Genomic DNA, 26486 nt, shown 5'->3' with positions numbered 1-26486 from the left:
GCGTGCCGCGCGGGTCCCCCCGGATGTCCGAATCGTTCAAGACGACCGCCGCCGCGCGCTCGTAGCGTGCCCCTCATGGACACGAACCGCACGAACACCAGCACCACCGACACGGCCGGCGCGACGGCCGGCGCAAGAGGCACGACGGGCACGAGCACGACAGCCACCGCGGATGCCGGTGGGACGGCAGCGAACGTCGCGGCGCCGGGCGGCGGCGAGGCAGGGACCGCGGGAGCGGCACCGCGACTGGACATGATCGGCATGGTCACCGGTGACATGGCTGCGGCGCTCGCCTTCTACCGGCGGCTCGGACTGGACGTCCCGGAGGGAGTCGAGGACCAGGACCACGTCGAGGCGGTGGGCCCGGGCGGGGTGCGAGTGGCCTGGGACAGCGAGGAGTTGATCGCCTCGATCACACCGGACGGCGAGCCCTCGGGCGAGGGCCGGGTGAGCCTGGCTTTCCTCTGCGACGGCCCGGAGGGCGTGGACCGCACCTACGCCGAGCTGACAGCCGCCGGGCACCCGGGCGAGAAGGAACCGTGGGACGCCTTCTGGGGCCAGCGGTATGCGCTCGTCCGGGACCCGGACGGCAACACGGTCTCGCTCTTCGCCCCGCTGGGGTGAGCGCACCGGCGCACCGGCGCCCCGGGCCGGGCGGGGTTCGGGCCGGGGCCGGGATCCGGGCCGCGGTCGGGATTCGGTCCGCGGGCGCCGCCCGGCTGCGCGTCGCGCCCGGCCTCCGCGACCTGCGCGGCGGGCCGCCGCACCTCGCACCGCCGCACCGGCCCGCGCGGTGCGGCTCGGGTCAGGGCGCGCGGCGGGACGGGGGCCCGGCGCGGTCCGCGTCCCGGACGGCGAGCAGCGCCGTGGGCGGGAGGCCGGTCAGGGCTCTGACGTCCCGGGTGAGGTGCGGCTGGTCCGCGTAGCCGGCCTCGTGCGCCACCTCGGCCAGAGGTGATCCGGCGGCGGCGAGCGAGAGCGCGCGCTGGAACCGCAGGATCCGGCCGAGAGTGCCCAGCCCGTAGCCGAAGGCGTCCAACGACCGGCGGTGCAGCTGGCGTTCGCCGAGCCCGCAGTGGCGGGCCAGGTCGGCGACCGAGCACTGCCGGTTCAGCCCCTCGACCAGCTCGGGGCAGAGCGGGTCGGCGGCGGACGCGTCCTCGCCGAGGCGCAGCGCCACCCCTTCCAGTGCCGCTGCGGGCGAGGAGGCTCCGGCGATCCGTCCGGTGAGCCGGCGGACCCGCTCGGCGGGGAGCAGCGCGTCCAGCGGCACCAGCCGGTTCCGGAGCCGGTGGGCGGGGACCTTGAAGAGCGCGGGCGCGGCGCCGGGCGCGAAACGCACCCCCGCCCAGCCCGTGCCCGGCACCGCCGCACCGGTGGGCCGGGCCCGCGCGTCCGGCCCGGCGACGTACAGGGCCTCGGCGGCCTCGTGCCAGATGAGGTCCATGCAGCCGTCCGGCAGCACCAGGCCGGGGCTGCCACCCCCGGCGCTGCTCCACAGGACCGCTCCGCCCCCGTAGCGGGACGGGCGTTCCCGGTACTGCCGGGTGCGGTCCTGCGGCGACACGGTGCACTCTCCCTGAGCGAGACGGCGGAGCCGCCGGGTCCGTGGTCGACCCCGGCTGCCGCTTCCTGCTTCTCCAGATTAGGCCCGGCGGCCACGGGTACGCGCGGTGACAGCCGGACGCCCTGTCCGCGGCCCGACAACCGCCCACAGCGGCGGTGTTCACGCAGGTCAGGGCCAACTCCGGTGACTGCGGGGCAACTTGGTCCCGCTGACGAATGTCACGAGCGGGGTGTACTCCGATGCGCGCGCCACCGATAGTTGTCGAACTGTAGCCCTAAGTTCGTATGTTGCTTTTAGGATCGGAACGCCCGCGTCCGTGTCGGGGGCGGTCGCGTCCACCCTGGAAGGGAGCCACGTCCCAGTGCTGAGTCGGCTGTTGGCAAACCGGGGAAGGTGGTGGCTCCTTACCGGTGTCCTCGCCATCGGCTGCGCGGCGGCGGCGGTCTTCGCTGCCGGCGGCGGGCTCGCGGGAGGTCTGGCGGGAGGGTGTGCCGCGCTCGCGGCGCTCCTCCTCGGCTGGGCACTGCGGCTGCGCGAAACCGCCCGCGGGACCGTTCAGCGCGAGGAGCGCGCCGCGGCACTCGCGGCGGCACGCGCGAGCGAGCTGCGGCATCTCGCGTCCGTACGGATGCCGGAGATCTCCCGGCGGGTGCGCGGAGGCCGCCGACTGGACGGCGTACCCGGGCAGTTGACGCCGCCGGCAGTCGTCGGTGAAGACTTCAGCCAGGCGCTGGCCACCGTCGTCGACGCGCTCGGCTCGGACGAGGCGGTGCGCCGCGAGCGCGCGTTGCGCGACTCCGTGCAGGCGGCCTTCGAGTCGGTCGCCCGCAACATGCACGCGATGGCCACCGTCCAACTCCAGGTGCTGGACAGCGTCGAGAAGATCATCAGCGATCCGAGGCTGATGACCGAGGTCATGCGCGCCGACCACGCGGCGGCGCAGATGACCCGAAAGGCGCAGACGCTTCTGGTCATGTGCGGCATCTGGCCCGCCCGGCGCGAGTCGCGACCGGTATCGCTCTACGACTGCGTGCGCGGCGCCCAGTCGCGGATCGTCGAGTTCGGCCGGGTGGAGGTGCACGGCGGCCAGACACTGCACGCGGTGCCCCCGGCCGTCGAGGGCATGATGCACGCCATCGCCGAACTCCTGGAGAACGCCACGGTGTTCTCCCCCTCCAGCACCCAGGTCGTGGTGACGGTGCGCGAGGTCGGCGCCGGCGCGGTCGTCGAGATCGACGACGCCGGCCTCGGCATGCCGCCGGACACGCTCCAACTGGCCGTCGGCCAGCTGCGCGACGATGTGGACCTGGCGACGCTGGGCGCGGTGCCGCGACTGGGCCTGGCCTGCGTCGGACGCTGGTCGCGCGAGCTGGGTCTGAACGTGGAGCTGACCGGCGCCTCGGCGTACGGAGGCACCCGCGCCGTGGTGTTCGTACCGCACCGGCTGCTCACCGAGCCACTGTCCCGCGAGCCCCGCCGGGAGGAGAACCCGCAGGCCCACCAGGGCGGTTCGCCCCACAGCGGCTCCGCGCCCGCCGGCTCGCCCCTCGACGGTCCGGCCCCCGGCGGCTCCTCGCTCGGCGGTCGCCACGAGGAGCCCGCGCGCGAGCGCACCGGCTCCCACCCGCACCCGCGCGAGGAGGCTCCGCGCCCGCCGGCCGAACCGTCCCCGTACGCCGAACCGTCCCCGTACGCCGAGCCGTCGCCGTACGACCGGCAGCCGCGTCCCGCCGACCCGTACGCCGGGCCGGGAGCGGCCCGACCCGAGCCGCCCGCCCACCGTCGGCCCGAACCCGCCGCGTACGCCGACCCCGCCGGCCCGCGCACCGAACCCGACCCGTACGCCGGCAGCTCCGCGCCGGACTCCGGACAGGCACCGGCCGCCCCCTACCTCCCGGTGCGCCAGCGCGCCTCGACCTCCGCACCGCTGCCGCCCGCCCGACCCGACGCGCTGCCCTCGCGGTCCGCCCGTCCGCAGCCCGACCACCTCCGCCAGGACGAGGCCGGCGGGGCACCGGGCCCGGACGGCGAACAGACCGCCACCTCCAGCGGACTGCCCAAGCGGCGCAGCCGTCGCCGGGAGCCCGGTTCGGAGCCGCGCCCGGTGCCCGGCCGGATGCCGCGGCCCACCAGCGCGTTCGACGCCTTCGGTCCGCCGCAGCCGCCTCCGCCGCAGGACGACTGGACCCCGGAGGCGGCCCGTGCCTCGGTGGCCAGCGTGCTCTCCGGCACCCGGCGCGGTCGCGCCGAGCTGGCGGAGCCCCGCGGCGGCGAGCTCGCGGTGCCCGAGAGCCGCACCGCCGAGCGGAACCGCCCGGCCCAACCCCCGCAGATCCCGCACCGCCCGGAGAGCGAGCCGCCCCAGCCCACCCCCGATCCCTACGCACCGCCCTCCCGGCGGGCTGCGGCACCGAGGGTGCCACCGAACCCGCACCCTCCCCTCCCTGACCACTCCCCGCACCCCTACGGAGACCAACCGTGAGCGGAATCATTACCCGGCTTCCCGATCTGGGCTGGATGCTGCGCCCGCTGACCGAGATACCCGGCGTGAGACACGCGGTGGTCGTGTCCGAGGACGGCCTACGGCTGGGGCACGCCTCGGCGCAGGGGCTGACCGGCTCGGTCGCCGATCTGAGCGTCGCGGAGGCCGAGTCGCTCTCCGCCGCCTGCGCGGCGATGACGATGACCGGGCGCTCCACGGTGGGGCTGCTCTTCGGAGAGGGCGCGGGCGTACGGCAGTTGATGCTGGAGTCCGAGTACGGATTCGTCCTCTTCACCTCCGCCGGAGTCGGCGCGCACCTGGGGGTGGCCACCGATCTGGAGGCCGATGTGGCGCTGGTGGCGCAGCAGATGCAGTTGCTGGTGGCGAAGATCGGCAGCCATCTGAGCAGTGAGCCCCGGGATGCGCTACCGCAGTCGTCATGAGCGGCTGGGAGGAGCAGACCAGTTCCGCCGTCCGTCCGTACGTCATCACCGGCGGCCGGGCGGGGGCGAAGGGTGAGGTGCTGCCCTGGGAGTCGTTGGTGACGGCTTCCGAGGTGCCGCCCCCGCCGACGCTGCAACCCGAGTACCGCAGGATCCTGCGGCACTGCCAGGGCATGCTCTCCGTCGCCGAGGTCTCGGCCCACCTGGGCCAACCCCCTTCCGTCGTACAGGTGTTGCTCGCGGACCTGGTGGAGTGGGGGCTCGCGCTGGTGCGTCCGCCCGCCGCTCCCACCGCCCGCAACGATGTAGTGCTGCTGAGAAAGGTTCTCGATGGGCTCGAAAGCCGCCTGTGACACTCCGGGCGACGGCCGGTCCGGCGCGCCCGGCTCACGGACCGAGCCCACGCCCTGGACCCGCCCCGCCGCACCGGCACCGGAGGTCGCCGCAATGTCCCGCACCGCGCCGTCCGAACCGCTCGCCGAGCACCCCGGGGGCCGGCACGCCGCGCGCCCCGCAGGCCCGGCGGACCCCGGCCCGGCGCACACCGCCGCACCGGCCGCCGAGCAGTACGTCCGCCCCACCGTCACCGGTGCCGCGAAGATCCTCGTCGTGGGACCGCTGGGAGTCGGCAAGACCACGCTGATCGGCACGGTCTCCGAGATCAGGCCGCTCTCCACCGAGGCGACCATGACCAAGGCGGGCGCCCGGGTGGACACCGCGGCCTCGCACAAGAAGACCACCACGGTGGCACTCGACTTCGGCCGGATGACGCTCGGCGACGAACTCGTCCTCTATCTCTTCGGCACCCCCGGCCAGCAGCGGTTCCTGCCCGCCTGGCGGGACTTGGCCAAGGGCGCACTCGGCGCGCTCGCACTCATCGACACCCGGGACCTGGAGGCTTCCTTCGACGCACTGGGTCATCTGGAGGATCTGGACCTGCCGTTCGCGGTCGCCGTCAACCACTTCCCCAACAGCCCCCTGCACGCGTACGAGGATCTCCACGACGCCCTCGACCTGCTCCCCCACACGCCGGTGGTGAACTGCGACGCACGGGACCACACCTCCTCGGTGCAGGCCCTGATCGCTCTCGTGCGCCACCTCATCGAGTCCGCCACGGAGTCGTCATGACGAGCCCGCCCCCGCAGTGGACCGCCCCCCAGGGCGGCCGGCAAGCCCGCTGCCCCGCGACCCCGCTCTACGGTCCGCACCTGGGCGGCGACGACATGCCCGAGCTGTACGAGGAGCTGCGCCGCACCCACGGGCCGGTCGCCCCGGTGACGATGGCGCCGGGAGTGGAGGCGTGGCTGGTGCTCGGCCACCGCGAACTGCTCCGACTCACCAGGGACGAACAGGACTTCAGCCACGACCCGCGCCGCTGGACACTGCTGCGCGAGGGGCGCATCCCGCCCGACTCCCCCATCATGCCGATGGTGGGCTGGCGTCCCGCGCTGCTCTTCCTCGACGGCCAGCAGCACCGCAGGATGCGCAGCGCGGTCTCCGACGCGCTCACCCGGATCAACGGCCACGAGCTGCGCCGCACCGTACAGGCCACCTGTGACCGGCTGATCGACGGATTCGTCGAGCGCCGGGAGGCCGACCTCGTACCGCACTACGCGCGCAAACTGCCCATGCAGGTCATCACCCAGCTGCTCGGCCTGGACGAACGCACCGCGCTCCAGCTGGTGCAGGCCATCGCGGGGCTGGTCGCGGCCAACGCGGACTCGGCCAACGCCAGCCAGCGGATGGCCAAGATCCTGCTCACCCTGATCGAGGAGAAGCGCCGCCGTCCCGGCCCCGACGTCACCTCCGCGCTGCTCAACCACCCCGCGCGGCTGACCGACGAAGAAGTGCTGCACAACATGACGGTCATGTTCGTGGCGGGCAACCAGACCACGACCAACTGGATCGCCACCACACTGCGCATCCTGCTGACCGACCCGCAGTTCCGCTCCTCGCTGGCCGGCGGCCACCTGACCGTGGACGACGCGCTGGACCTGGTGCTGTGGCGCTTCCCCCCGACGCAGAACTTCCCCGCCCGGTACGCCACCCGCGACCTGGAGTTCGGCGGCCAGCAGATCCGCGCCGGCGACATGCTCATCCTCGGACTCGCGGCGGCCAACGCCGACCCGGAGGTGCTGCCGCACGGCACCCCCGTCATCGGCAACCGCTCCCACCTCGCGTTCAGCGCGGGCCCGCACACCTGCCCCGCGCAGGATCCGGCACGGCTGATCACCAGGACCGCCGTGGACACCATCAGGCACCGACTGCCCGACATGGAACTGGCGGTCGCCGAGAGCGATCTGGCCTGGGTCAAGAGCCCGTGGTCCAAGGGACTCGCCGCGCTCCCGGTCAGGTTCTCGGTGCCGGACACCACCCACCGGCCCGCCCCGGGCACCTCCGGAGGCGGAGCCGGACAGCAGGAATCAGCTCAGCCCGTGTGGGGCGGCGGTCCCCAGGGACCCGCCCCCGCCCACGCCCACCACCGAGGAGAGCCGCGATGAACACGCCACACCGTATGGACCCCCAGGGCGGCTGCCCGCACGCGGCCAACGCCAGGCTGCTGGCCCGCGGCCCGGTCGCCGAGGTCATCCTGCCGGGCGAGGTCGAGGGCATGGCGGTGCTCGGACACGAGGAGCTCAAGGAGTTCCTGACCCACGAGGACGTCGCCAAGAACGCCGAGCACTTCACCGCGCTTCAGGAGGGCCGGATCCCCGAGGGCTGGCCGCTGCACACCTTCACCACGGTGGCGGGGATGACGACCGCCGACGGCGCCGACCACCGGCGGCTGCGCTCGCTGGTCAGCCGGGCGTTCACCCAGCGCCGGGTGGAGGCGCTGCGTCCGCGGGTCGAGGAGCTGACCGGCTCGCTGCTGGACAACCTCGCCGCCGCGGCCGAGGCGAACGACGGAGTGGCGGACCTGCGCCGCAACTTCGCCTTCCCGCTGCCGATGAGCGTCATCTGCGAGCTGCTCGGTGTCGACCCCGGCAACGCGGACAAGCTGCACTCGCTCACCACGCACGTGGTCAGCACCAGCATCACTCCGGAGGAGGTCATCGCCTCCAACAAGGAGATGGTGGGGATGCTCGCCCAGCACGCGGCGGCCCGGGTCGCCGACCCGAAGGACGACCTCACCAACGCGCTGATCACTGCCCGCGAGGAGGACGGCGACCGGCTCAGCGAGAGCGAACTGATCGGCACCCTGCTGCTGTTGATCATCGCCGGCCACGAGACGACGCTGAACCTGGTCACCAACGCCGTCCGCGCGCTCTGCGCCCACCGCGACCAGCTGGAGCTGGTGCTGCGCGGCGAGGCGACGTGGCTGGACGTCGTCGAGGAGACGCTGCGCTACGACGCCCCGGTGGCGTACTTCCCCTTCCGCTACCCCACCCGCGACCTGGAGATCGGCGGCACCGTGATCCCGCAGGGCACCCCGGTGCTGGCGGGCTACGCGGCGGCCGGCCGCGACGAGCGGGCGCACGGCGAGCGGGCCGACACCTTCGACGTCACCCGCGAGGACAGCCGCAACCTCTCCCTCGGCCACGGCCCGCACTACTGCCTGGGCGCCCCGCTGGCCCGGATGGAGGCGACGATCGCCCTGGAGCGGCTGTTCACACGCTTCCCGGACCTGGACGTGGCCGAGGCGGAGAAGGTCGAGCCGCGACGCGGCAGTTTCGTCGGCAACAGCGTGGTCGTGCTGCCGGTCCGGCTCGGGGAGGACCGGCTCACAGCAGCCGCCCAGGCGCGCTGAGCCGACCGTTCCGCCCGGGTAACGAGGCGGATGCCGCGGGGAAACAGCCACCGAGCACCCTGGCGGGCATGACGGAGACAGCAGCGGTGGCGAACGGCGAGCGGTGCCCGGCGGACGTACGGGTGCCGCTCGCCGTCGTCGTGTCCGAACCCGCCCGAGGCACCCGCCCACACCCGCCGGGAGCGCGCCCCGACCGGTGCGCCCGCGCGAGCGCCGGCACCTGCGCCGGCGGCCGAGCCTGCACATCGCCACGCGGCCGAGCCTGCACGTCGCCACGCGGCAGCGCCGGCAACCGCGCCCGCGCGAGCGCCGGTTGCCGCCCGGCCCGCCGTGCCCACGCACCCGCCGGAGGCAGCCGATGACCGCGACGACGCCCGCACCGCCGGGGCACCGGCCGCGCCCGACCGGAGGGGCGTCCCCCTCGCGCGGCGACCGCCGCACCCTCGTACTCGTCGGCCACGGCATGGTCGGCCAGCGCTGCCTCCAGGCCCTGGCCGATCGCGGGCTCACCCGCGGCACCCGCATCGTGGTGCTCTGCGAGGAGCCCCGCGCCGCGTACGACAGAGTCGCGCTCAGCTCGTACTTCTCCGGTACGTCCCCCGACGAACTCTCCCTGCTGGACGCCGGGTTCGCGGCCGAGCACGGGATCGAGCTGCACCTGGCCGACCCGGCCGTGCGCATCGACCGCCGGGAGCGGGTGGTCACCGCGCGCTCGGGCCTGCGGGTGCGCTACGACGCGCTGGTGCTGGCGACCGGCTCCGCCCCGTTCGTCCCACCGGTGCCCGGACGCGAAGCGCGCGGCTGCTTCGTCTACCGCACGATCGAGGACCTGCTGGCGATCGAGGAGTACGCGGCGCGCTCGCGCTCCGGCGCGGTGGTCGGCGGCGGACTGCTCGGACTGGAGGCGGCCGGGGCGCTCAGGAGCCTGGAACTGCGCACCCACGTCGTCGAGTCGGGCGAACGGCTGATGGCGCTCCAGGTCGACGCCGGCGGCGGCGCCGCGCTGCGCCGCACCGTGGAGGGCCTGGGTGTCGAGGTGCACACCGGTGTGTCCGCCCGGGAGATCACCGTCGACGACGAGGGCGCCGTGGCCGGCACGGTGCTCTCCGACGGAACGCGGCTGGAGACCGATCTGGTCGTCTTCGCCGCCGGAATACGCCCGCGCGACGAACTCGCCCGGGAGTGCGGGCTGTCGGTGGGCGAGCGCGGTGGTGTGGTGGTCGACGAGCGCTGCCGCACCGACGACCGTCACGTCTACGCGGTCGGCGAGTGCGCCAGGGCGGCGGACGGCACCGTCTACGGGCTGGTCGCACCGGGCTACGAGATGGCCGAGACCGCCGCGCAGGACCTCGCCCGCCGCTGGGCGCCGGGACGGGACGCCGTCGAACCGAGGCTGTTCACCGGCGCGGACACCTCGACCAGGCTCAAGCTGCTCGGCGTGGACGTCGCCTCCTTCGGCGACGCGCTGGCCCGCGGCGAGGACCGCCACGAGGTGGTCTACGCCGACGCGGGCGCCGGCATCCACCGGAAGCTGGTGGTCGGTACGGACGGCACCCTGCTCGGCGGCGTTCTGGTCGGGGACGCGGAGTCGTACGCCGCGCTGCGCGCACTCACCGGCACGGTGCCCTCCGTACCGCCCGGCACCCTGGTGCTGCCCGCGGGCGCCGCACCCGCCGGCACGTCCGGGCCCCCCGCGCTGCCGCCGCAGGCGGTGGTCTGCAGCTGCCACCACGTCACCGGGGCCGAGGTGCGGAACGCCGTCGCCGAGCAGGGCTGCGGCACGGTCGCCGAGGTGAAGAAGTGCACCGGCGCCGGTACGAGCTGCGGGAGTTGCGTACCGCTGCTCGGGCAGCTCGTGAACGAGGAGCTGACCGCACGGGGCGTGGTGGTCGATCCGGGGCTGTGCGGCTGCTTCGGCCAGACCCGGCAGGAGCTGTACGAGATCGTGCGGACGCTGCGGATCACCTCCTACCGGGTGCTGCTGGACAGCCACGGCCGCAAGGACGCCGCGGGCGGCGAGGGCTGCGAGGTGTGCAAGCCGACGGTCGCCTCGATCATCGCCTCGCTCGCGCCGGCGATCGGCGCCGAGCCGCATGTGCTGGCGGGCGAGCAGTCCGCGCTCCAGGACACCAACGACCACTTCCTGGCCAACCTCCAGCGCAACGGCTCGTACTCGGTCGTGCCCCGGGTGCCGGGCGGCGAGATCACCCCGGAGAAGCTGATCCTGATCGGCGAGGTGGCGCGGGACTTCGGGCTGTACACCAAGATCACCGGTGGCCAGCGCATCGACATGTTCGGCGCCCGGGTCGACCAACTCCCCGGCATCTGGGCCCGGTTGGTGGAGGCCGGGTTCGAGTCCGGCCATGCGTACGGCAAGTCGCTGCGCACGGTGAAGTCCTGCGTCGGGCAGACCTGGTGCCGGTACGGCGTACAGGACTCGGTGCGGCTGGCCATCGACCTGGAGCTGCGCTACCGGGGCCTGCGGGCCCCGCACAAACTGAAGTCCGCGGTCTCCGGCTGCCGGCGCGAGTGTGCCGAGGCCCGGTCCAAGGACTTCGGGATCATCGCCACCGCCGACGGCTGGAACCTCTGGGTGGGCGGCAACGGCGGCGCCGCACCGCGGCACGCGGACCTGCTGGCGCAGGACCTGGACGAGGCGGAACTGATCAGGCTCATCGACCGGTTCCTGATGTTCTACATCCGCACCGCCGACCGTCTGGAACGCACCTCGGTGTGGCTGGAGCGCATCGAGGGCGGCCTCGACCACGTGCGACGGGTGGTGGTGGAGGACTCGCTCGGCATCGGCGACGAACTGGAGCGGCTGATGGCCGAGCATGTGTCGCACTACCGGGACGAATGGGCACAGACACTCTCCGACCCGGACAAGCTTGAGCGGTTCACCTCCTTCATCAACGCCCCCTCCACCCCCGACCCCTCGGTGGCCTTCCTCCCGGAGCGCGACCAGGTCAAGCCGGACCTCACCCTGCTCTCCGGACCCGAGATCCCCGTCCGCCCCCTCCAAGGAGCCGGCCCCCGATGAACCGTCCCGCCCCACCGACCTCCGCACCCGCACCCGCAGGCGCGTCCGAACCGGCACCCGCACCCCGTCCGGACCGGGGCGGCGGTCAACCCGGGCCCGACGAACACCCGTCGGGCCTGGTCGAGGTCCGTTTCGACGTGGCGTGGACGCAGGTGTGCGCACTGGCGCGGCTCATCCCCGGCCGCGGACGTGCGGCGCTGCTGCCGGACGGCCGCCAGATCGCGGTCTTCCTCGACCGGACCGGAAGGGTGTACGCCATCGGCAACCGCGACCCCTTCACCGGAGCCCAGGTGCTCGCGCGCGGACTGCTCGGCTCGGCGCAGGGGCGGCCCTTCGTCGCCTCGCCACTGCTCAAGCAGCGCTTCGACCTGACCGACGGCCACTGCCTGGACGAGCCCGGCACCCGCGTACCGACCCACCCGGCCAGAGTCCGCCGGCCCCAGCCGCCGGAGACACAGGGGCCGCAGGGACCGCAGGAGCCACCGGCGACCCTCTGAGCGAGACACCACCGCACTCGCCCGATATGGCCGACTTGGGCGCCTTTGCGTCGAGGCCGCCACCCCGAATCACCACTTCATCGATCAGCAGAACCCATCAATAGCCGCAAGGCGGACAGTTCGCCCCGCGTCACCAAAGACACAGAACGGACATAGCAGTACTCATCACAACCATCGCCCGCGCGCGCGGACTGACGGCGACTCATCCACCACGTGCCCGAATTGACGGGATACGCGGGCTTCGTCATCCAGCTCGTGACCGGACTCACAGAACCCACCGGAAGTGCAATTGCACTCCGGCGCACTTTTCCCCACGCGTCGTCAACTCGGCTGCTCATCGGGCCGGTTCGTGTACAGCACAAGATCACCGTTCTCACGCAGCGACAGAGATCCAGTGCGGACAGTCGCCGAAATGAGTCATGGACGTTCCGCTCGTCCGTTATCGGGGTCTTCGCTGCTTGTCTGCGGGAAATCGTTGTGTTTACCGTTCCTCCGCCACCGCATCACATGTGGAGGTCTCTCAGCCGGGAACGCCGAGTCCTGCCGCCCGGCTCGAGGGAAAGCGCCCAAACGAAGTGGCAGGAGCGGGGGAACCAGGTAAGTGCCGCGCCGCAGTTCGCTGCGTCCGGCTTGGGGTGAAGCCACACCCGGTGCGTACTGGCACCGGTCGGTGGCCGGGCATCTCCAGCCCGAATCCGACAGCTCACCTCGTAGGCGTGGGAGAGGAAACTTCTATGTCTCGTGGCCGTCATCGCCGCCAGCGCATCAACCGCATTACCCGCAACGTCACCCGCGTCTCCCTCGCCATCACCGCCGGTGGTGCGGGGATCGCGCTGCCCATGGTCGGAGCGAGCACCGCGAGTGCCGCCCCGGTCTCCGTCTGGGACAAGGTCGCCGAGTGCGAGAGCGGCGGCAACTGGTCCATCAACACCGGAAACGGTTTCTTCGGTGGCCTCCAGTTCCAGCAGTCCAGCTGGGCCGCCGCCGGCGGCACCCAGTACGCCGAGCGTGCCGACCTGGCCACCAAGGACCAGCAGATAGCCGCCGCCGAGAAGCTGCTCGAAATGCAGGGCCCCGGTGCCTGGCCGGTCTGCGGCGCCCGCGCCGGCCTGTCCGCCGGAAGCGGTGCTCCGGACATCAACCCCGGCGGCGAGAAGAAGCAGGAGACCCCCGAGAAGGAGACTCCCGCCGAGGCCAAGCCCGAGCCGAAGCCCCAGGGCGAGACCCCCAAGGCCGAGAAGCCCGCCCCGAAGAAGGACAGCGGAGCTGCCTCGTACACCGTCGTCGACGGTGACACCCTGCACAACATCGCGGTCGCCAAGCAGGTCGACGGCGGCTGGGAGTCCCTGTACGAGGGCAACAAGGAGACCGTCGGCGACAACCCCGACCTGATCTTCCCGGGTCAGAAGCTCTCCGTGGACGGCACCTCGCAGGACGCCCCCGCCAAGCCGAAGGCCGAGGCCCCGAAGGCCGACGCGCCGAAGCAGGAGGCGCCGAAGCAGGGCAAGGCCGAGAAGCCCGCCGAGCAGACCGCCACCCAGACCGGTTCGGGCTTCTCCGCCCCGGTCGACGCCGCCCTCTCCACCCCCTACCGGGCCTCCGGTGGCATGTGGTCCAGCGGTTACCACACCGGCGCCGACTTCTCCGCCTCGACCGGCACCCCGGTCAAGAGCGTGACCACCGGCACCGTGGTCTCCGCCGGCTGGTCCGGCTCCTACGGCAACGAGGTCGTCATCAAGCACGACGACGGCCGCTACAGCCAGTACGCCCACCTCTCCTCGCTGTCGGTCAGCTCCGGCCAGCAGGTCACCGGTGGTCAGCAGATCGGTCTCGTCGGTTCCACCGGCAACAGCACGGGCCCGCACCTGCACTTCGAGGTCCGCAGCGGTCAGGGCTACGGCTCGGACATCGACCCGATCGCGTACCTGCGCGGCAACGGCGTCAACCTCTGAGGACGCCACCAGGGCCGCACCGGCCCCGGTAATCACTGATGTGAACCGGCCATGCCAACAACGGCATGGCCGGTTCACTCGTTGTTGGAGCGCCCTCCACCCGGAAGTCCTAGCCTCCGAGGGACGATCTCCGGCCGCCGCTGGGCACCGGAGCACTACGACCCGGGTGAGGTTTCAGGTGGAACGTCGTACCTTTCTGCGCGGCGCGGTGATCGGCGGCACGGCCATGGCATTCGGCGGGACCCTGATGCGCGGAGCCGCACAAGCGGCCCCCGCCCAGCCCGGTGTCGGCCCGTACGGACCGCTCGGCGCCGCCGACAGCAACGGCATCCGGCTCCCCGAGGGCTTCACCAGCCGGCTGCTGGCCTCCACCGGCCAGGTCGTGCCCGGCACTTCGTACACCTGGCACCGGGCTCCCGACGGCGGTGCCTGCTTCGCCGACGGCGAGGGCTGGATCTACGTCTCCAACTGCGAGATCAACCCCGGCGGCGGCGCCGGCGCACTGCGCTTCGCCCCCGACGGCACCGTCACCGACGCGTACCCCGTCCTCACCGACACCCGCCAGAACTGTGCCGGCGGCGCCACTCCGTGGCAGACCTGGCTCTCCTGCGAGGAGGTCGACCGCGGCTTCGTCTACGAGACCGACCCGCGGGGCGAGCGGGAAGCCGTGCGCCGCGACGCGATGGGGCGCTTCAAGCACGAGGCCGCCGCGGCCGACCCGCAGCGCGAGGTCGTCTACCTCACCGAGGACGAGGGCGACGGCTGCTTCTACCGCTTCGTGCCGGACAGTTGGGGCGACCTGTCCGCCGGCACCCTCCAGGTGCTCACCGCCGGGCCGGGCACCAGCGGCACCTTCGACTGGGCCGACGTGCCCCGGCCGGACGCTCCGGTGGTGCGCACCCGCCACCAGGTCGGCGACGCCAAGCACTTCGACGGCGGCGAGGGCTGTCACTACGCCAACGACACCGTCTGGTTCACCACCAAGGGCGACAACCGCGTCTGGCGCCTCAACACGGCGGAGAGCACCTTCGAGCTGACCTACGACGCCGACCTCGTCGAGGAGGGCGACGCACCGCTGACCGGCGTCGACAACATCACCGGCTCCTCCTCCGGCGACCTCTTCGTCGCCGAGGACGGCGGCAACATGGAGATCTGCCTGCTCACCCCGGACGACGTGGTCGCACCCTTCCTGCGCATCGAGGGCCAGTCCGGCTCCGAGATCTGCGGTCCGGCCTTCTCCCCGGACGGCACCAGGCTCTACCTCTCCAGCCAGCGCGGCACCAGCGGCAGTTCCTCGGGCGGGCTGACGTACGAGATCACCGGCCCGTTCCGCGGCTGACCGGCGGGCGCCGCCCGCGCCGCGCACCGCACCCACCCGTCCCGGACCCGCCGAGCCATACGAGCCGTACCACCCGTACCACCGAAGACGGGCCGGCGGGCGCACCGCACATGCGCCCACCGACCCGCCTTCTGCAACCCGGGCCCACCGCCGACGTCGAGGGTCGGGGTGTCGGCAACGGTCCCGGAGGTATCACCGCACGGCGCGCACCGCGGCCCTCAGACCGCCCCGCGCGCCGCCGCCCGGCCGGCCTCCAGCCGTGCCACCGGGATCCGGAAGGGCGAGCACGAGACGTAGTCGAGACCGACCTCGTGGAAGAAGTGCACCGACTCGGGGTCGCCCCCGTGCTCGCCGCAGACCCCGAGCTTCAGATCGGGCCGGGTGGCCCGTCCGTCCGCCACGGCGTCCTTGACCAGCTTGCCGACGCCGTCCTTGTCGATGGTCTCGAACGGGGAGACCCCGAAGATCCCCTTCTCCAGGTAGGCGGTGAAGAAGCTCGCCTCCACGTCGTCCCGGCTGAAGCCCCAGACGGTCTGCGTCAGATCGTTGGTGCCGAAGGAGAAGAAGTCCGCCGACTCGGCGATCTGCCCCGCAGTCAGCGCGGCCCTGGGCAGCTCGATCATGGTGCCGAGAGTCAGCTTCAGGTCGACGCCGGCGGCCTTCTCGACCTCCGCGATGACCTGCTCCGCCTCGTCCCGCACGATCTCCAGCTCCTGCACGGTCCCGACCAGCGGAATCATGATCTCCGCACGCGGGTCGCCCTTGGCCGCCCTGCGCTCGGCCGCGGCCTCGGCGATCGCCCGCACCTGCATGGTGAACAGGCCCGGGATGACCAGGCCCAGCCGTACGCCCCGCAGACCCAGCATCGGGTTCTGCTCGTGCAGCCGGTGCACGGCCTGGAGCAGCCGCAGATCGTTCTCGTTGTGGTCCTTGCGCGACTCGGCCAGCGCCACCCGTACGGACAGCTCGGTGATGTCCGGCAGGAACTCGTGCAGCGGCGGGTCCAACAGCCGCACCGTGACCGGGAGTCCGTCCATCGCCTCGAAGAGCTCCTTGAAGTCGCCCTTCTGCAACGGCAGGAGCGCCGTCAGCGCCTCCTCCCGTTCCCGCTCGGCGTCGGCGAGGATCAACCGCTCGACCAGCTCGCGCCGTTCGCCGAGGAACATGTGCTCGGTGCGGCACAGCCCGATGCCCTGCGCGCCGAACCGGCGTGCGCGGGAGGCGTCCTCGGCGTTGTCGGCGTTGGCCCGCACCCGCAGCCGGCGGACCCGGTCGGAGTAGGCCATGATCCGGTGGACGGCCTGGACCAGCTCGTCGGCGTCCTCCGCCCCGGCGTGCACCCGGCCCTCGAAGAACTCCACCACCGGCGAGGGCACGACCGGCACCTCGCCGCGGTAGACCTTGCCGGTGGAGCCGTCGATCGAGACGACATCGCCCTCGTCGATCACCAGGCTGCCCCGCCCGTCGGCTCCGGGCACGGTCAACTGCCTGCGCTTGGTGTCGACTTCGAGGTCCTCCGCGCCGCAGACGCAGGTCTTGCCCATGCCCCGGGCGACCACGGCGGCGTGCGAGGTCTTGCCGCCCCGCGAGGTCAGGATGCCCTCGGCCGCGATCATCCCGTCCAGATCGTCGGGGTTGGTCTCCCGGCGGATCAGAATGACCTTCTCGCCCGAACGCGACCACTTGATCGCGGTGTAGGAGTCGAAGACCGCCTTGCCGACCGCGGCGCCCGGCGAGGCGGCGATGCCGCGCCCGATCTGCTCGGCCTCGGCGTCGAGGTCGAAGCGCGGGAACATCAGCTGGGCGAGCTGCGCGCCGTTGACGCGCTGGAGCGCCTCGGCCTCGTCGATCAGCCCCTGGTCCACCAGCTGGGTCGCGATCCGGAACGCGGCTGCCGCGGTCCGCTTGCCCACCCGGGTCTGGAGCATCCACAGCTTGCCGCGCTCGATGGTGAACTCGATGTCGCACAAGTCCTTGTAGTGCGTTTCGAGCGTCTCCATGATCTGCATCAGCTCGTCGTAGGACTTCTTGTCGAGCCCTTCGAGCTCGGCGAGCGCCACGGTGTTGCGGATGCCCGCGACGACGTCCTCGCCCTGCGCGTTCTGCAGGTAGTCGCCGTACACGCCCTGCTGGCCGCTGGCCGGGTCGCGGGTGAAGGCGACGCCGGTGCCGGAGTCCGGGCCGAGGTTGCCGAAGACCATCGAGCAGACGTTGACGGCCGTGCCGAGGTCGTGCGGGATGCGCTCCTGGCGCCGGTAGAGCTTGGCGCGGTCGCCGTTCCACGAGTCGAAGACCGCGCGGATCGCCAGGTCCATCTGCTCGCGGGCGTCCTGGGGGAAGTCGCGGCCGGTCTCCCGGGAGACGATGCTCTTGAACTCCTCGACCAGGGACCGCAGATCGGCGGCGTCCAGCTCGACGTCCGTGACCACGCCCTTGGCCTTCTTGGACTCCTCCAGGGACTCCTCGAAGAGCTCGCCGTCGACGCCGAGCACGGTCTTGCCGAACATCTGGATCAGTCGCCGGTAGGAGTCCCAGGCGAACCGCTCGTCGCCGGCCTGCGCGGCCAGTCCCACCACGGACTCGTCGGAGAGTCCGATGTTGAGGACGGTGTCCATCATGCCCGGCATCGAGAACTTCGCCCCGGACCGCACCGAGACCAGCAACGGGTCGTCGGCCTGGCCGAGTTGCTTGCCCATCCGGCGCTCCAGGGCGTCGAGATGGGCACCGACCTCCTCGCGCAGAGCGGCGGGCTCCGTGCCGGAGTCGAGGTAGACCTTGCATGCCTCGGTCGTGATGGTGAAACCCGGGGGCACGGGGAGGCCGAGATTGGTCATCTCGGCGAGGTTGGCTCCCTTCCCGCCGAGGAGGCCCTTCAGCTCCTTGTTGCCCTCCGTGAAGGCGTACACGAACTTCGATGCGTTCGCGGTTACGTGTGGATCTTTGTTTTCCGACACGGGACTCGTCTCCTCGTGGACGGCTGCCCTGACGGCGGGGAGCGTACCCAGATCGAAGGCTGGTGAGCACGGACAGCCGCACGTCAGCTGGTCTGAACCACCCGTCCGCCAGGACATCGAAAGCAAAGGCTCGTTCAAGTCGCCATCGCGGGTGTTTTCAGTTCTTGAATCCACCACTGCGGAACGTCACTTGAGCCGCCGCGAGCGAAGGCGCAGAGCAACTTCGATCTTCACTCCCCGGAGACAAACCACCTGGCACTCGGTGCCGCTCGTTGGAGAGCCATAACCCCCAGAGGAGCGCTCACCTGAGCGCATGCCTGATCAGTCGTGGCGAGAATCACCCCTTGACGGCCCTTCAGTCCCATCATCCGGACCCGATCCGCACGACAGAGCGACCGGAGGCCGACAACCGAGCGACAACCACCGACGCCGCCGGAACCCACCCCTGGCACGCAGTGCAGCGGCCACCTCCAGGGCGGCAGTCACTCTCCGTTGCCGGAGTCTCAGCCGCCGGAGGTGTCCAGCTCCGCGTCGGCGGCGACGGCCGTGCGCTCGTAGGGGTCTTTCAGCCAACCATCGGGCAGGACCACCCTGTTGCGCCCCGAAGTGCGTCCCCGCGGCCCGTCGGCACCGCTCGGCCACTGCTGGTCGAGGTCCAACTCGTCCAGCAGGGAGCGCAGTTCCTCCAGGGAACCCGACACCGCGAGCCTGCGGCGCATCTGCGATCCGACCGAGAACCCCTTGGTGTACCAGGCGACGTGCTTGCGGAAGTCGATCACTCCGCGGGCCTCGTCGCCCAACCACTCCCCCAGCAGCCGCGCGTGCCGCACCATGACGTCGGCGACCTCCCGCAGCGTCGGCCGCGCGTAACCGGCCTCGCCCCGACCGTCGAAGGCGGCCACCAGATCGCCGAAGAGCCACGGCCGCCCCAGGCAGCCCCGACCGACCACGACACCGTCGCAGCCGGTCTCGCGCATCATCCGCACGCCGTCGTCGGCGGACCAGATGTCGCCGTTGCCCAGGACCGGAATCTCCGGCACCGACTCCTTGAGCCGTGCGATGGCGTCCCAGTCCGCGGTGCCGCCGTAGTGCTGCGCCGCCGTACGACCGTGCAGGGCGATCGCGTCGACGCCCTCCGCCACCGCGATGCGGCCGGCGTCCAGATAGGTCAGATGGTCGTCGTCGATGCCCTTGCGCATCTTCATCGTCACCGGCAGCCCGCCCGCTCCCGCCACCGCCTCCCGCAGGATGTCGCGCAGCAGATTGCGCTTGTACGGGAGCGCGGAGCCGCCGCCCTTGCGGGTCACCTTCGGCACCGGGCAGCCGAAGTTGAGGTCGATGTGGTCGGCCAGGTCCTCCTCCGCGATCATCCGCGCGGCCTTGCCGACGGTGGCCGGGTCGACGCCGTAGAGCTGGATGGAGCGAGGGCTCTCACCGGCGTCGAAGTGGACGAGTTGCATCGTCTTCTCGTTCCGCTCCACCAGCGCCCTGGTGGTGATCATCTCGCTGACGAACAGCCCCCTGCCGCCGCTGAACTCGCGGCACAGCGTACGGAACGGCGCGTTGGTGATCCCGGCCATCGGCGCGAGGACGACCGGCGGCGAAACGGTGTGCGGGCCGATGCTGAGCTGCTGCGACATGGGGTGTGAGTCCTGGGGTGCGGAAGAGGCGGCGTAGGCGGTCGAGGCCCGCGAAACGGGCCGACCTCCCATTGTCCCCCACCCGCCGACCGGCCCCGCCCGCCCGGGCGGCGACGCAGCGCCCGGCCCGGCGCGCTGCTCGGCCACGACTCAGCGGCGGCGCTTCTTGACCTCGTCCTTCGCGCAGTCACCACAGGTGCCGAAGATCTCCACCGTGTGCGCGACATCGACGAAACCGTGCTCGGAGGCGATGGAGTCCGCCCACTTCTCCACCGCCGGCCCTTCGACCTCGACGGCCCGACCGCAGCGGCGGCAGACCAGATGATGGTGGTGGTCGTCGGTGCTGCACCGCCGGTAGACCGACTCGCCCTCGTCGGTGCGCAGCACATCGACCTCGCCGGCGTCCGCGAGCGACTGCAGGGTGCGGTAGACCGTTGTCAGACCGACCGAATCGCCGCGGTGCTTGAGCATGTCGTGCAGTTCCTGCGCGCTGCGGAACTCCTCGACCTCGCTGAGCGCCGCGGACACCGCGGCACGCTGCTTGGTCGCACGGCCTCGGACGGGTGGACCTGCGGTCGCCACCATTGCCTCCTTCGGACACGTAACCCTGCGCTGAAGCTCGCCTGGACGCGCCATTGTGCCAGGTGCGCGGCGCTCGGCCGCCCCCGTCTCACGGCGCGCTGGGCGTGCTCCCGCTCGCCGTCTTCTCCAGCACGACGCCGTCGGCCGGCTCGGCGCTCTCCTGCCGGGCAGCGATCCTGGCGCGGCGTCTGGTCAACGGTACGGCTGCCAGCGTCACCAGCGCGAACACCGCGATGGCCAGCAGCACGATGCTCGCTCCCGGAGGCACGTCGGCGTGGTACGAGACCACCGTCCCGGAGAGCGCGACCGCCACGCCGACGCCGATCGAGGCCGCGAGTGTCGCCGCGAACCCGCGGGTGACCTGCTGGGCGGCGGCGACCGGGATCACCATCAGCGCACTGATCAGCAGCAGTCCCACGACCCGCATCGACACCGTCACGGTGACCGCCGCGGTGACGGCGAGCAGCAGGTTCAGCAGCCGCACCGGAAGGCCGGTGACACGGGCGAACTCCTCGTCCTGGCAGACCGCGAACAGCTGCCGTCGCAGCCCGAGGCAGACCGCGAGGACGAACATCGACAGGACCACGATCGCCCCGAGGTCCTCCACCGAGACGGTGGTGATGGAGCCGAAGAGGAAGGTGGTCAGCTTCGCGGTGGAACCGCCCGGCGCCATGTTGATGATCATCACGCCGCCGGCCATGCCGCCGTAGAAGAGCATCGCCAGCGCGATGTCGCCGCGCGCCTTGCCGTACCAGCGCACCAGCTCCATGGCGACGGCGCCGAGCGAGGAGACCAGTACGGCCGTCCACACCGGGTTGCTGCTCAGCAGGAAGCCGAGCGCCACACCGGTCAGTGCCACATGGCCGATTCCGTCGCCCATGATGGCCTGCCGGCGCTGCACCAGGTAGATGCCGACCGCGGGAGCGGCGACGCCCACCAGCAGCGCGGCCAGCAGCGCACGCTGCATGAACGGGTAGTCGAGGAGTTCGATCATGTCAGCAGGCCCGTCTCGATCTTGGGGGCCTCCGCGGCGCCCGGCAGCCGGCCCGCCGCGTCCAGCGGATGGCAGGCCAGGTCGTGCAGCTGCTCGGGGTGCTCGACCCGCTCCACGCGCCCCGAGCGCAGGACGACCGTGCGGTCGATCACCGGGGCGAGCGGGCCGAGTTCGTGCAAGACCAGCAGTACCGAGCTGCCCCTGGAGACCTCTTCGCTCAGCGCGTCGGCGAGGATCCGCTGGCTGGCGAGGTCGACGCCGGCCAACGGCTCGTCCATGATCAGGAGTTCGGGTTCGCCGGCGAGCGCACGGGCGATCAGCACCCGCTGGTGCTGGCCGCCGGAGAGCTCGTCGACGGAGTCGCCGGCGCGGTCCGCGAGGCCCACGAGGTCCAGCGCCCGGGCCACCGCGGTCCGGTCGGCCCGACCGAGCGGACGCAGTCCGCGCCGTGCGAGACGCCCCGCGGAGACGACCTCCCGCACCGTCGCGGGCACCCCGGCGGTGGCGGTCGAGCGCTGCGGTACGTAGCCGACCCTGCGCCACTGCCGGAAGCGGCGCAGCGGCTTGCCGAAGAGCTCCAACTCGCCGCCGGTCAGCGGCACCTGCCCGACCGCGGCACGCACCGTGGTCGACTTCCCGGAGCCGTTGGCCCCCAGGAGCGCGACGACCTCGCCGCCGGCCACCTCCAGGTCGATCCCGCGCAGCACGGGGCGGGCGCCGAGCGCGGCGCACACACCGCGCAGCGCCATCACCGGTTCACCGGTCGCACTCATCGCTGCCTCCTTGTCCGGGTCTCGCTTCTCCGGGTCTCGCTTCTCCGGCTCTCGCTTCTCCGGCTCTCGCGGCCCGTGGGGAGCCGGCTCATTCCGCGCCGAGCGCCTTCTGCAGCGCGGCGAGGTTGGCGCGCATGACCTCCAGGTAGTTCTTTCCCCTGGACTCCTTGGTGATCCCCTCGACGGGGTCGAGGACGTCCGTCTTCAGCTTCAGGTCGCCGGCGAGCGACTTGACCGTCCGGTCGCTGGCGATCTGCTCGAAGAAGACGGTGTTGACCTTCTCCGCGCGCACGATGCCGTGCAGCTCCTTCATCCGGGCCGGACTCGGCTCCGACTCGGGGTCCAGGCCCGCCACGGACTCCTCGTCCAGCCCGTAGCGGTCGGCGAGGTACCCGAAGGCGGAGTGGGTGGTGATGAAGGTGCTGGTGCTGGTCTTCTTCAGGCCGTCGCTGAACTCCTTGTCCAGAGTGCGGAGTTCCTTCGCGAGCGCGCTGGTGTTGTCGGCGTAGTCGTCGGCGTTGTCCGGGTCGGCCTCGGCCATGGCCTTGCCGACGCCCTCGGCCACCTCCGCGTACTTCACCGGGTCGAGCCAGAGGTGCGGGTCGAGCGGACCGTGGTCGTGGCCCTCGTGGCCGCCCTCGTCGCCGTGGTCGTGGTCCTCGTCGCCGTGGTCGTGGCCCTCGTGATCACCGTGGTCGTCGCCGTGATCGTGGTCGTGGTCGTCGCCGGACTCGGAGAGCTCGGTGTGCTCGGTCGCCTCGACGACGTGCTCCGCGCCGGACTGGTCTATCGCCTCGTCGACGGCGGGCTGCAGCCCCTTGAGGTAGACGATCATGCCGGCCTCGCTCAGCCGGCCCGTCTGCTTCGCGTTCAGCTCCAGGTCGTGGGGCTCGACACCGGGCTCGGTGAGCGTCTCGACGGAGACGTGGTCCCCGCCTATGCGCTCGGCGAGGAACTGCATCGGATAGAAGGAGGCGACCACGCTCATCCTGCCGTCCTCGGTCGTACCGCTGCCCCCCTCCCCGCAGGCGGCCAGGGAGAGGACGCCGAGAGCTGTTGCTCCGGCGACCGTGGCGGATATGAGAGGGCGGCGGCGAGCGTTCATGACAGTCATTTTCAGCGCAAATGGAAACGGTTGTCAACTTTGCCTGTCGGGCCACCCCTCCCCGGCGGACCGCCCCCGGACTACCCGACGGACCGCCCCCGGAACCGATTTGGTCCACGCCCCTCACACGCCGGTAATCTGGAGTATTCCGTCGTCGTACTGAAGAGAGCACCGTGGCCGCCGACAAGATCGACACCATCGTCAGCCTCAGCAAGCGCCGTGGCTTCGTCTACCCCTGCAGTGAGATCTACGGCGGCCAGCGCGCCGCCTGGGACTACGGTCCGCTGGGGGTGGAGCTGAAGGAGAACATCAAGCGCCAGTGGTGGCGCTCGATGGTCACCTCCCGCGAGGACGTGGTCGGCATCGACTCCTCGGTGATCCTGGCGTCCGAGGTCTGGCAGGCATCCGGGCACGTCGCCACGTTCACCGATCCGCTCACCGAGTGCACCTCCTGCCACAAGCGGTTCCGCGCGGACCACCTGGAGGAGGCGTACGAGGCCAAGCACGGCCGTCTCCCGGAGAACGGCCTGGCCGAGATCAACTGCCCGCACTGCGGCAACAAGGGCACCTTCACCGAGCCCAAGCAGTTCTCCGGCCTGCTGTCCACGCACCTCGGGCCGACCCAGGACTCCGGCGCCGTCGCCTACCTGCGTCCCGAGACCGCCCAGGGCATCTTCACCAACTTCGCCCAGGTGCAGCAGACTTCGCGCAAGAAGCCGCCGTTCGGCATCGCCCAGATGGGCAAGTCCTTCCGGAACGAGATCACTCCGGGCAACTTCATCTTCCGGACCCGCGAGTTCGAGCAGATGGAGATGGAGTTCTTCGTCAAGCCGGGCGAGGACGAGCAGTGGCACGAGTACTGGATGGAGCAGCGCTGGAACTGGTACCGCGACCTCGGTATCCAGGAGGCGAACATCCGCTGGTACGAGCACCCCAAGGAGAAGCTCTCCCACTACTCCAAGCGCACCGCCGACATCGAGTACCGCTTCAGCTTCGGCGGCAGCGAGTGGGGCGAGCTCGAGGGCGTCGCCAACCGCACCGACTACGACCTCACCTCGCACTCCAAGGCGTCCGGCCACGACCTGGCCTACCTCGACCAGGAGGCCGGCGAGCGCTGGACCCCGTACGTCATCGAGCCGGCGGCCGGCGTCGGGCGCGCGATGCTGGCGTTCCTGCTGGACGCCTACATCGAGGACGAGGCGCCGAACGCCAAGGGCAAGCTGGAGAAGCGCACCGTGCTCCGCCTCGACCCGCGGCTCTCCCCGGTGAAGGTCGCCGTACTGCCGCTCTCCCGCAACGAGCGTCTGTCGCCGAAGGCTCGCGGGCTGGCCCAGGCGCTGCGCCGGCACTGGAACGTCGACTTCGACGACGCCGGCGCGATCGGCCGCCGCTACCGCCGCCAGGACGAGATCGGCACGCCGTTCTGCGTGACCGTCGACTTCGACACCCTGGACGACAACGCGGTCACCGTGCGCGAGCGCGACACCATGAAGCAGGAGCGCGTCTCGCTCGACCAGATCGAGGGCTACCTGGCCGGTCGTCTGATCGGCTGCTGAGCACCGGCCGTCCGGGCCGATCGAGAGCGGCCCGGACGGCAAGCCACGGCCAAGGGGCCGGTGCGGACCGCGAGTTCGGGTCCGCACCGGCCCCTTCGCCGTGCCCGAGGGCCGGCGGCTCAGCCGCTCAGCCGCGGGACTGCACCGACTGGGCCACCTCGTTGGGCACCGCACCCCCGAAGCGGCGGTCGCGCGAGGCGTACTCCACACAGGCGCGCCACAGATCGCGCCGGTCGAAGTCCGGCCAGAGCACGTCCTGGAAGACCATCTCGGCGTAAGCGGTCTGCCAGAGCAGGTAGTTGGAGGTCCGCCGCTCGCCGGAGGGCCGCACGAAGAGGTCGACGTCCGGCATGTCCGGGTAGTAGAGGTAGCGCGCGAAGGTCTTCTCGTCGACCTTGTCGGGGTTCAGTCGCCCCGCGCGCACATCGGCGGCGAGCGCCGCGGCGGCGTCGGCGATCTCCGCGCGACCGCCGTAGTTGACGCAGAAGTACAGCGTCATCCCGGTGTTGTGCTTGGTCTGCTCCTGTGCCACCTGGAGCTCCTTGACCACGGACTTCCAGAGCCTGGGCATCCGGCCGACCCAGCGGATGCGGACGCCCATCGCGTCCATCTCGTCGCGACGGCGGCGGATGACGTCCCGGTTGAAGTTCATCAGGAAGCGCACCTCGTCCGGCGAGCGCTTCCAGTTCTCGGTGGAGAAGGCGTAGAGCGAGAGGTTCTTGACGCCCAGCTCCAGGCAGCCCTTGAGGACGTCGAGGACGACCGCCTCGCCCATCTTGTGGCCCTCGGTGCGAGCCAGCCCGCGTTCCTTGGCCCAGCGGCCGTTGCCGTCCATCACGATCGCCACGTGCTCCGGCACCAGCTCGGCGGGCAGCTCGGGCGGACGGGCACCCGAGGGGTGCGGTTCGGGGACGACGTAACCGTCCGTCGCGCCTTTCGAGGCGGTGGTTCCGCGACGGGCCATGCGGTTCATCAACTCCATTGAGTGAGGCGGGGGCACCGCACGGCGGCTGCCGGTCGGTGCGGTGGGAGGGAGAAGCCGAGACTAGCCGGTCAGCCGTTCTCGACGTACCGCAGGGAGCGCAGCCCCCGCTCCAGATGCCAGTGGAGGTAGGCCGAGACGAGCCCGCTGCCCTCGCGCACATGTCGGGGCTCGGCCGCGTCGGCGGCGGGCCAGTCGCCGGTCAGCAGGGCGCCCAGCAGCCGCACCGCCTCGGCGGAGGGGACGACGCTGCCCGGCACCCGGCACTGTGCGCACACCACACCGCCCGCGGCGACCGAGAAGAACCGGTTGGGCCCGGGCATCCCGCAGCGGGCGCAGGCGTCGAAGCTGGGCGCGTAGCCGCCGACGGCCAGCGAACGCAGCAGGAAGGCGTCCAGCACCAGCCCGGGGGCGTGCTCGCCGGCGGCGAGCGTGCGCAGCCCGCCGACCAGCAGCAGGTACTGCTGGACGTTCGGCTCGCCCTCCTGGTCGGTGAAGCGCTCCGCGGTCTCCAGCATCGCCGTACCGGCCGTGTACCGCGCGTAGTCGCTGACGATGCCGCGGCCGTACGGCGCGATGGTCTCGGTCTGGGTGCACAACGGCAGCCCGCGGCCCACCAGTTCGCTGCCCCGCGCGAAGAACTGCACGTCCACGTGGGAGAACGGCTCCAGCCGGGCGCCGAACTTCGACTTCGTGCGCCGCACCCCGCGCGCCACCGCACGCACCCGGCCGTGACCGCGGGTGAGCAGCGTGATGATGCGGTCGGCCTCGCCCAGCTTCTGGGTGCGCAGCACGATGCCGTCGTCGCGGTACAGGCTCATGCCGCCATTGT

Annotated in this window: 21 protein-coding genes and 1 riboswitch; of the genes, 12 read left to right on the top strand and 9 right to left on the bottom strand. The window is 71.8% G+C overall.

The genetic code is table 11. The features are described 5' to 3' along the window. Positions 1-252 precede the first annotated feature (252 nt). The gene (locus MTQ01_RS07910) at positions 253-624 is read left to right on the top strand and encodes a VOC family protein (protein WP_247489124.1); all 372 of its coding nucleotides are present in this window, start codon (positions 253-255) and stop codon (positions 622-624) included. A 181-nt stretch (positions 625-805) separates the two neighbouring features. Here MTQ01_RS07910 and MTQ01_RS07905 read toward each other — a convergent pair whose 3' ends face one another. Continuing rightward, the gene (locus tag MTQ01_RS07905) at positions 806-1567 is read right to left on the bottom strand and encodes a helix-turn-helix transcriptional regulator (RefSeq protein ID WP_247488041.1); all 762 of its coding nucleotides are present in this window, start codon (positions 1565-1567) and stop codon (positions 806-808) included. Positions 1568-1943: 376 nt separating this feature from the next. Here MTQ01_RS07905 and MTQ01_RS25265 point away from each other — a divergent pair, with 376 nt between their 5' ends. The 10 genes from MTQ01_RS25265 to MTQ01_RS07855 all read left to right on the top strand — a co-directional run bounded on the left by MTQ01_RS25265 (position 1944) and on the right by MTQ01_RS07855 (position 15068). Next, entirely contained in the window at positions 1944-4049 is a 2106-nt protein-coding gene (locus tag MTQ01_RS25265; protein WP_374207649.1) for an ATP-binding protein, read from the top strand. Further along, complete coding sequence (locus MTQ01_RS07895) at positions 4046-4492, top strand: roadblock/LC7 domain-containing protein (RefSeq protein WP_211041207.1); 447 nt, start codon at positions 4046-4048, stop codon at positions 4490-4492. The genes MTQ01_RS25265 and MTQ01_RS07895 overlap by 4 nt, the downstream gene beginning before the upstream one ends. After that, a complete protein-coding gene (locus MTQ01_RS07890) occupies positions 4489-4845 on the top strand; it encodes a DUF742 domain-containing protein (protein ID WP_247488039.1) in 357 nt (118 codons plus the stop codon). The genes MTQ01_RS07895 and MTQ01_RS07890 overlap by 4 nt, the downstream gene beginning before the upstream one ends. A 94-nt stretch (positions 4846-4939) precedes the next feature. Then, the gene (locus tag MTQ01_RS07885) at positions 4940-5620 is read left to right on the top strand and encodes an ATP/GTP-binding protein (protein WP_247488037.1); all 681 of its coding nucleotides are present in this window, start codon (positions 4940-4942) and stop codon (positions 5618-5620) included. Then, entirely contained in the window at positions 5617-6993 is a 1377-nt protein-coding gene (locus MTQ01_RS07880; protein ID WP_247488035.1) for a cytochrome P450, read from the top strand. The genes MTQ01_RS07885 and MTQ01_RS07880 overlap by 4 nt, the downstream gene beginning before the upstream one ends. Continuing rightward, on the top strand, positions 6990-8240 hold the full coding sequence (locus MTQ01_RS07875; protein ID WP_247488033.1) for a cytochrome P450: 1251 nt from the start codon (positions 6990-6992) through the stop codon (positions 8238-8240). The genes MTQ01_RS07880 and MTQ01_RS07875 overlap by 4 nt, the downstream gene beginning before the upstream one ends. 358 nt (positions 8241-8598) lie before the next feature. Then, positions 8599-11280, top strand: coding sequence for a nitrite reductase large subunit NirB (gene nirB / locus MTQ01_RS07870; protein ID WP_374207647.1), 2682 nt, complete (start codon positions 8599-8601; stop codon positions 11278-11280). Between the two features lie 116 nt (positions 11281-11396). Beyond that, a complete protein-coding gene (gene nirD / locus MTQ01_RS07865; RefSeq protein WP_374207694.1) occupies positions 11397-11777 on the top strand; it encodes a nitrite reductase small subunit NirD in 381 nt (126 codons plus the stop codon). A 553-nt stretch (positions 11778-12330) separates the two neighbouring features. Continuing rightward, positions 12331-12509, top strand: a riboswitch (cyclic di-AMP (ydaO/yuaA leader). 2 nt (positions 12510-12511) lie between these two features. After that, a complete protein-coding gene (locus MTQ01_RS07860) occupies positions 12512-13729 on the top strand; it encodes a peptidoglycan DD-metalloendopeptidase family protein (protein WP_247488029.1) in 1218 nt (405 codons plus the stop codon). Between the two features lie 178 nt (positions 13730-13907). Further along, a complete protein-coding gene (locus MTQ01_RS07855; RefSeq protein ID WP_247488027.1) occupies positions 13908-15068 on the top strand; it encodes an alkaline phosphatase PhoX in 1161 nt (386 codons plus the stop codon). Positions 15069-15286: 218 nt separating this feature from the next. Here MTQ01_RS07855 and ppdK read toward each other — a convergent pair whose 3' ends face one another. From ppdK to MTQ01_RS07825, 6 genes are all read right to left on the bottom strand, one after another. After that, the gene (ppdK, locus tag MTQ01_RS07850) at positions 15287-18022 is read right to left on the bottom strand and encodes a pyruvate, phosphate dikinase (RefSeq protein ID WP_247488025.1); all 2736 of its coding nucleotides are present in this window, start codon (positions 18020-18022) and stop codon (positions 15287-15289) included. Positions 18023-18525: 503 nt separating this feature from the next. Further along, positions 18526-19662, bottom strand: a complete 1137-nt coding sequence (dusB, locus tag MTQ01_RS07845; protein ID WP_247488023.1) for a tRNA dihydrouridine synthase DusB — start codon at positions 19660-19662, stop codon at positions 18526-18528. A gap of 150 nt (positions 19663-19812) precedes the next feature. Further along, positions 19813-20244, bottom strand: coding sequence for a transcriptional repressor (locus tag MTQ01_RS07840; RefSeq protein WP_308294384.1), 432 nt, complete (start codon positions 20242-20244; stop codon positions 19813-19815). Positions 20245-20332: 88 nt separating this feature from the next. Continuing rightward, positions 20333-21238, bottom strand: a complete 906-nt coding sequence (locus tag MTQ01_RS07835) for a metal ABC transporter permease (protein ID WP_247488019.1) — start codon at positions 21236-21238, stop codon at positions 20333-20335. Further along, positions 21235-22011, bottom strand: coding sequence for a metal ABC transporter ATP-binding protein (locus MTQ01_RS07830; RefSeq protein ID WP_247488018.1), 777 nt, complete (start codon positions 22009-22011; stop codon positions 21235-21237). Before MTQ01_RS07830 ends, MTQ01_RS07835 begins: the two co-directional genes overlap by 4 nt. Positions 22012-22099: 88 nt before the next feature. Beyond that, positions 22100-23125 carry a metal ABC transporter substrate-binding protein gene (locus MTQ01_RS07825; RefSeq protein ID WP_374207646.1) on the bottom strand — a complete coding sequence of 342 codons (1026 nt, stop codon included), beginning with the start codon at positions 23123-23125 and terminating at the stop codon, positions 22100-22102. A gap of 164 nt (positions 23126-23289) precedes the next feature. On the opposite strand from MTQ01_RS07825, the gene MTQ01_RS07820 reads away from it, so the two are divergent. Then, complete coding sequence (locus tag MTQ01_RS07820) at positions 23290-24672, top strand: glycine--tRNA ligase (RefSeq protein WP_247488014.1); 1383 nt, start codon at positions 23290-23292, stop codon at positions 24670-24672. Positions 24673-24799: 127 nt separating this feature from the next. Here MTQ01_RS07820 and MTQ01_RS07815 read toward each other — a convergent pair whose 3' ends face one another. Next, complete coding sequence (locus tag MTQ01_RS07815) at positions 24800-25636, bottom strand: isoprenyl transferase (protein WP_247488011.1); 837 nt, start codon at positions 25634-25636, stop codon at positions 24800-24802. Positions 25637-25725: 89 nt separating this feature from the next. Further along, positions 25726-26475 (bottom strand): DNA repair protein RecO, encoded by a 750-nt coding sequence (gene recO / locus MTQ01_RS07810; protein WP_247488010.1) that lies wholly within the window; start codon positions 26473-26475, stop codon positions 25726-25728. Between the last annotated feature and the right edge of the window lie 11 nt (positions 26476-26486).

The sequence above is a fragment of the Streptomyces sp. XM4193 genome, from assembly GCF_023072595.1.
GTDB lineage: Bacteria > Actinomycetota > Actinomycetes > Streptomycetales > Streptomycetaceae > Streptomyces.
The sequence above is the reverse complement of the archived record's forward strand: the minus strand, read 5'-3'. Positions and strand labels throughout refer to the sequence as shown.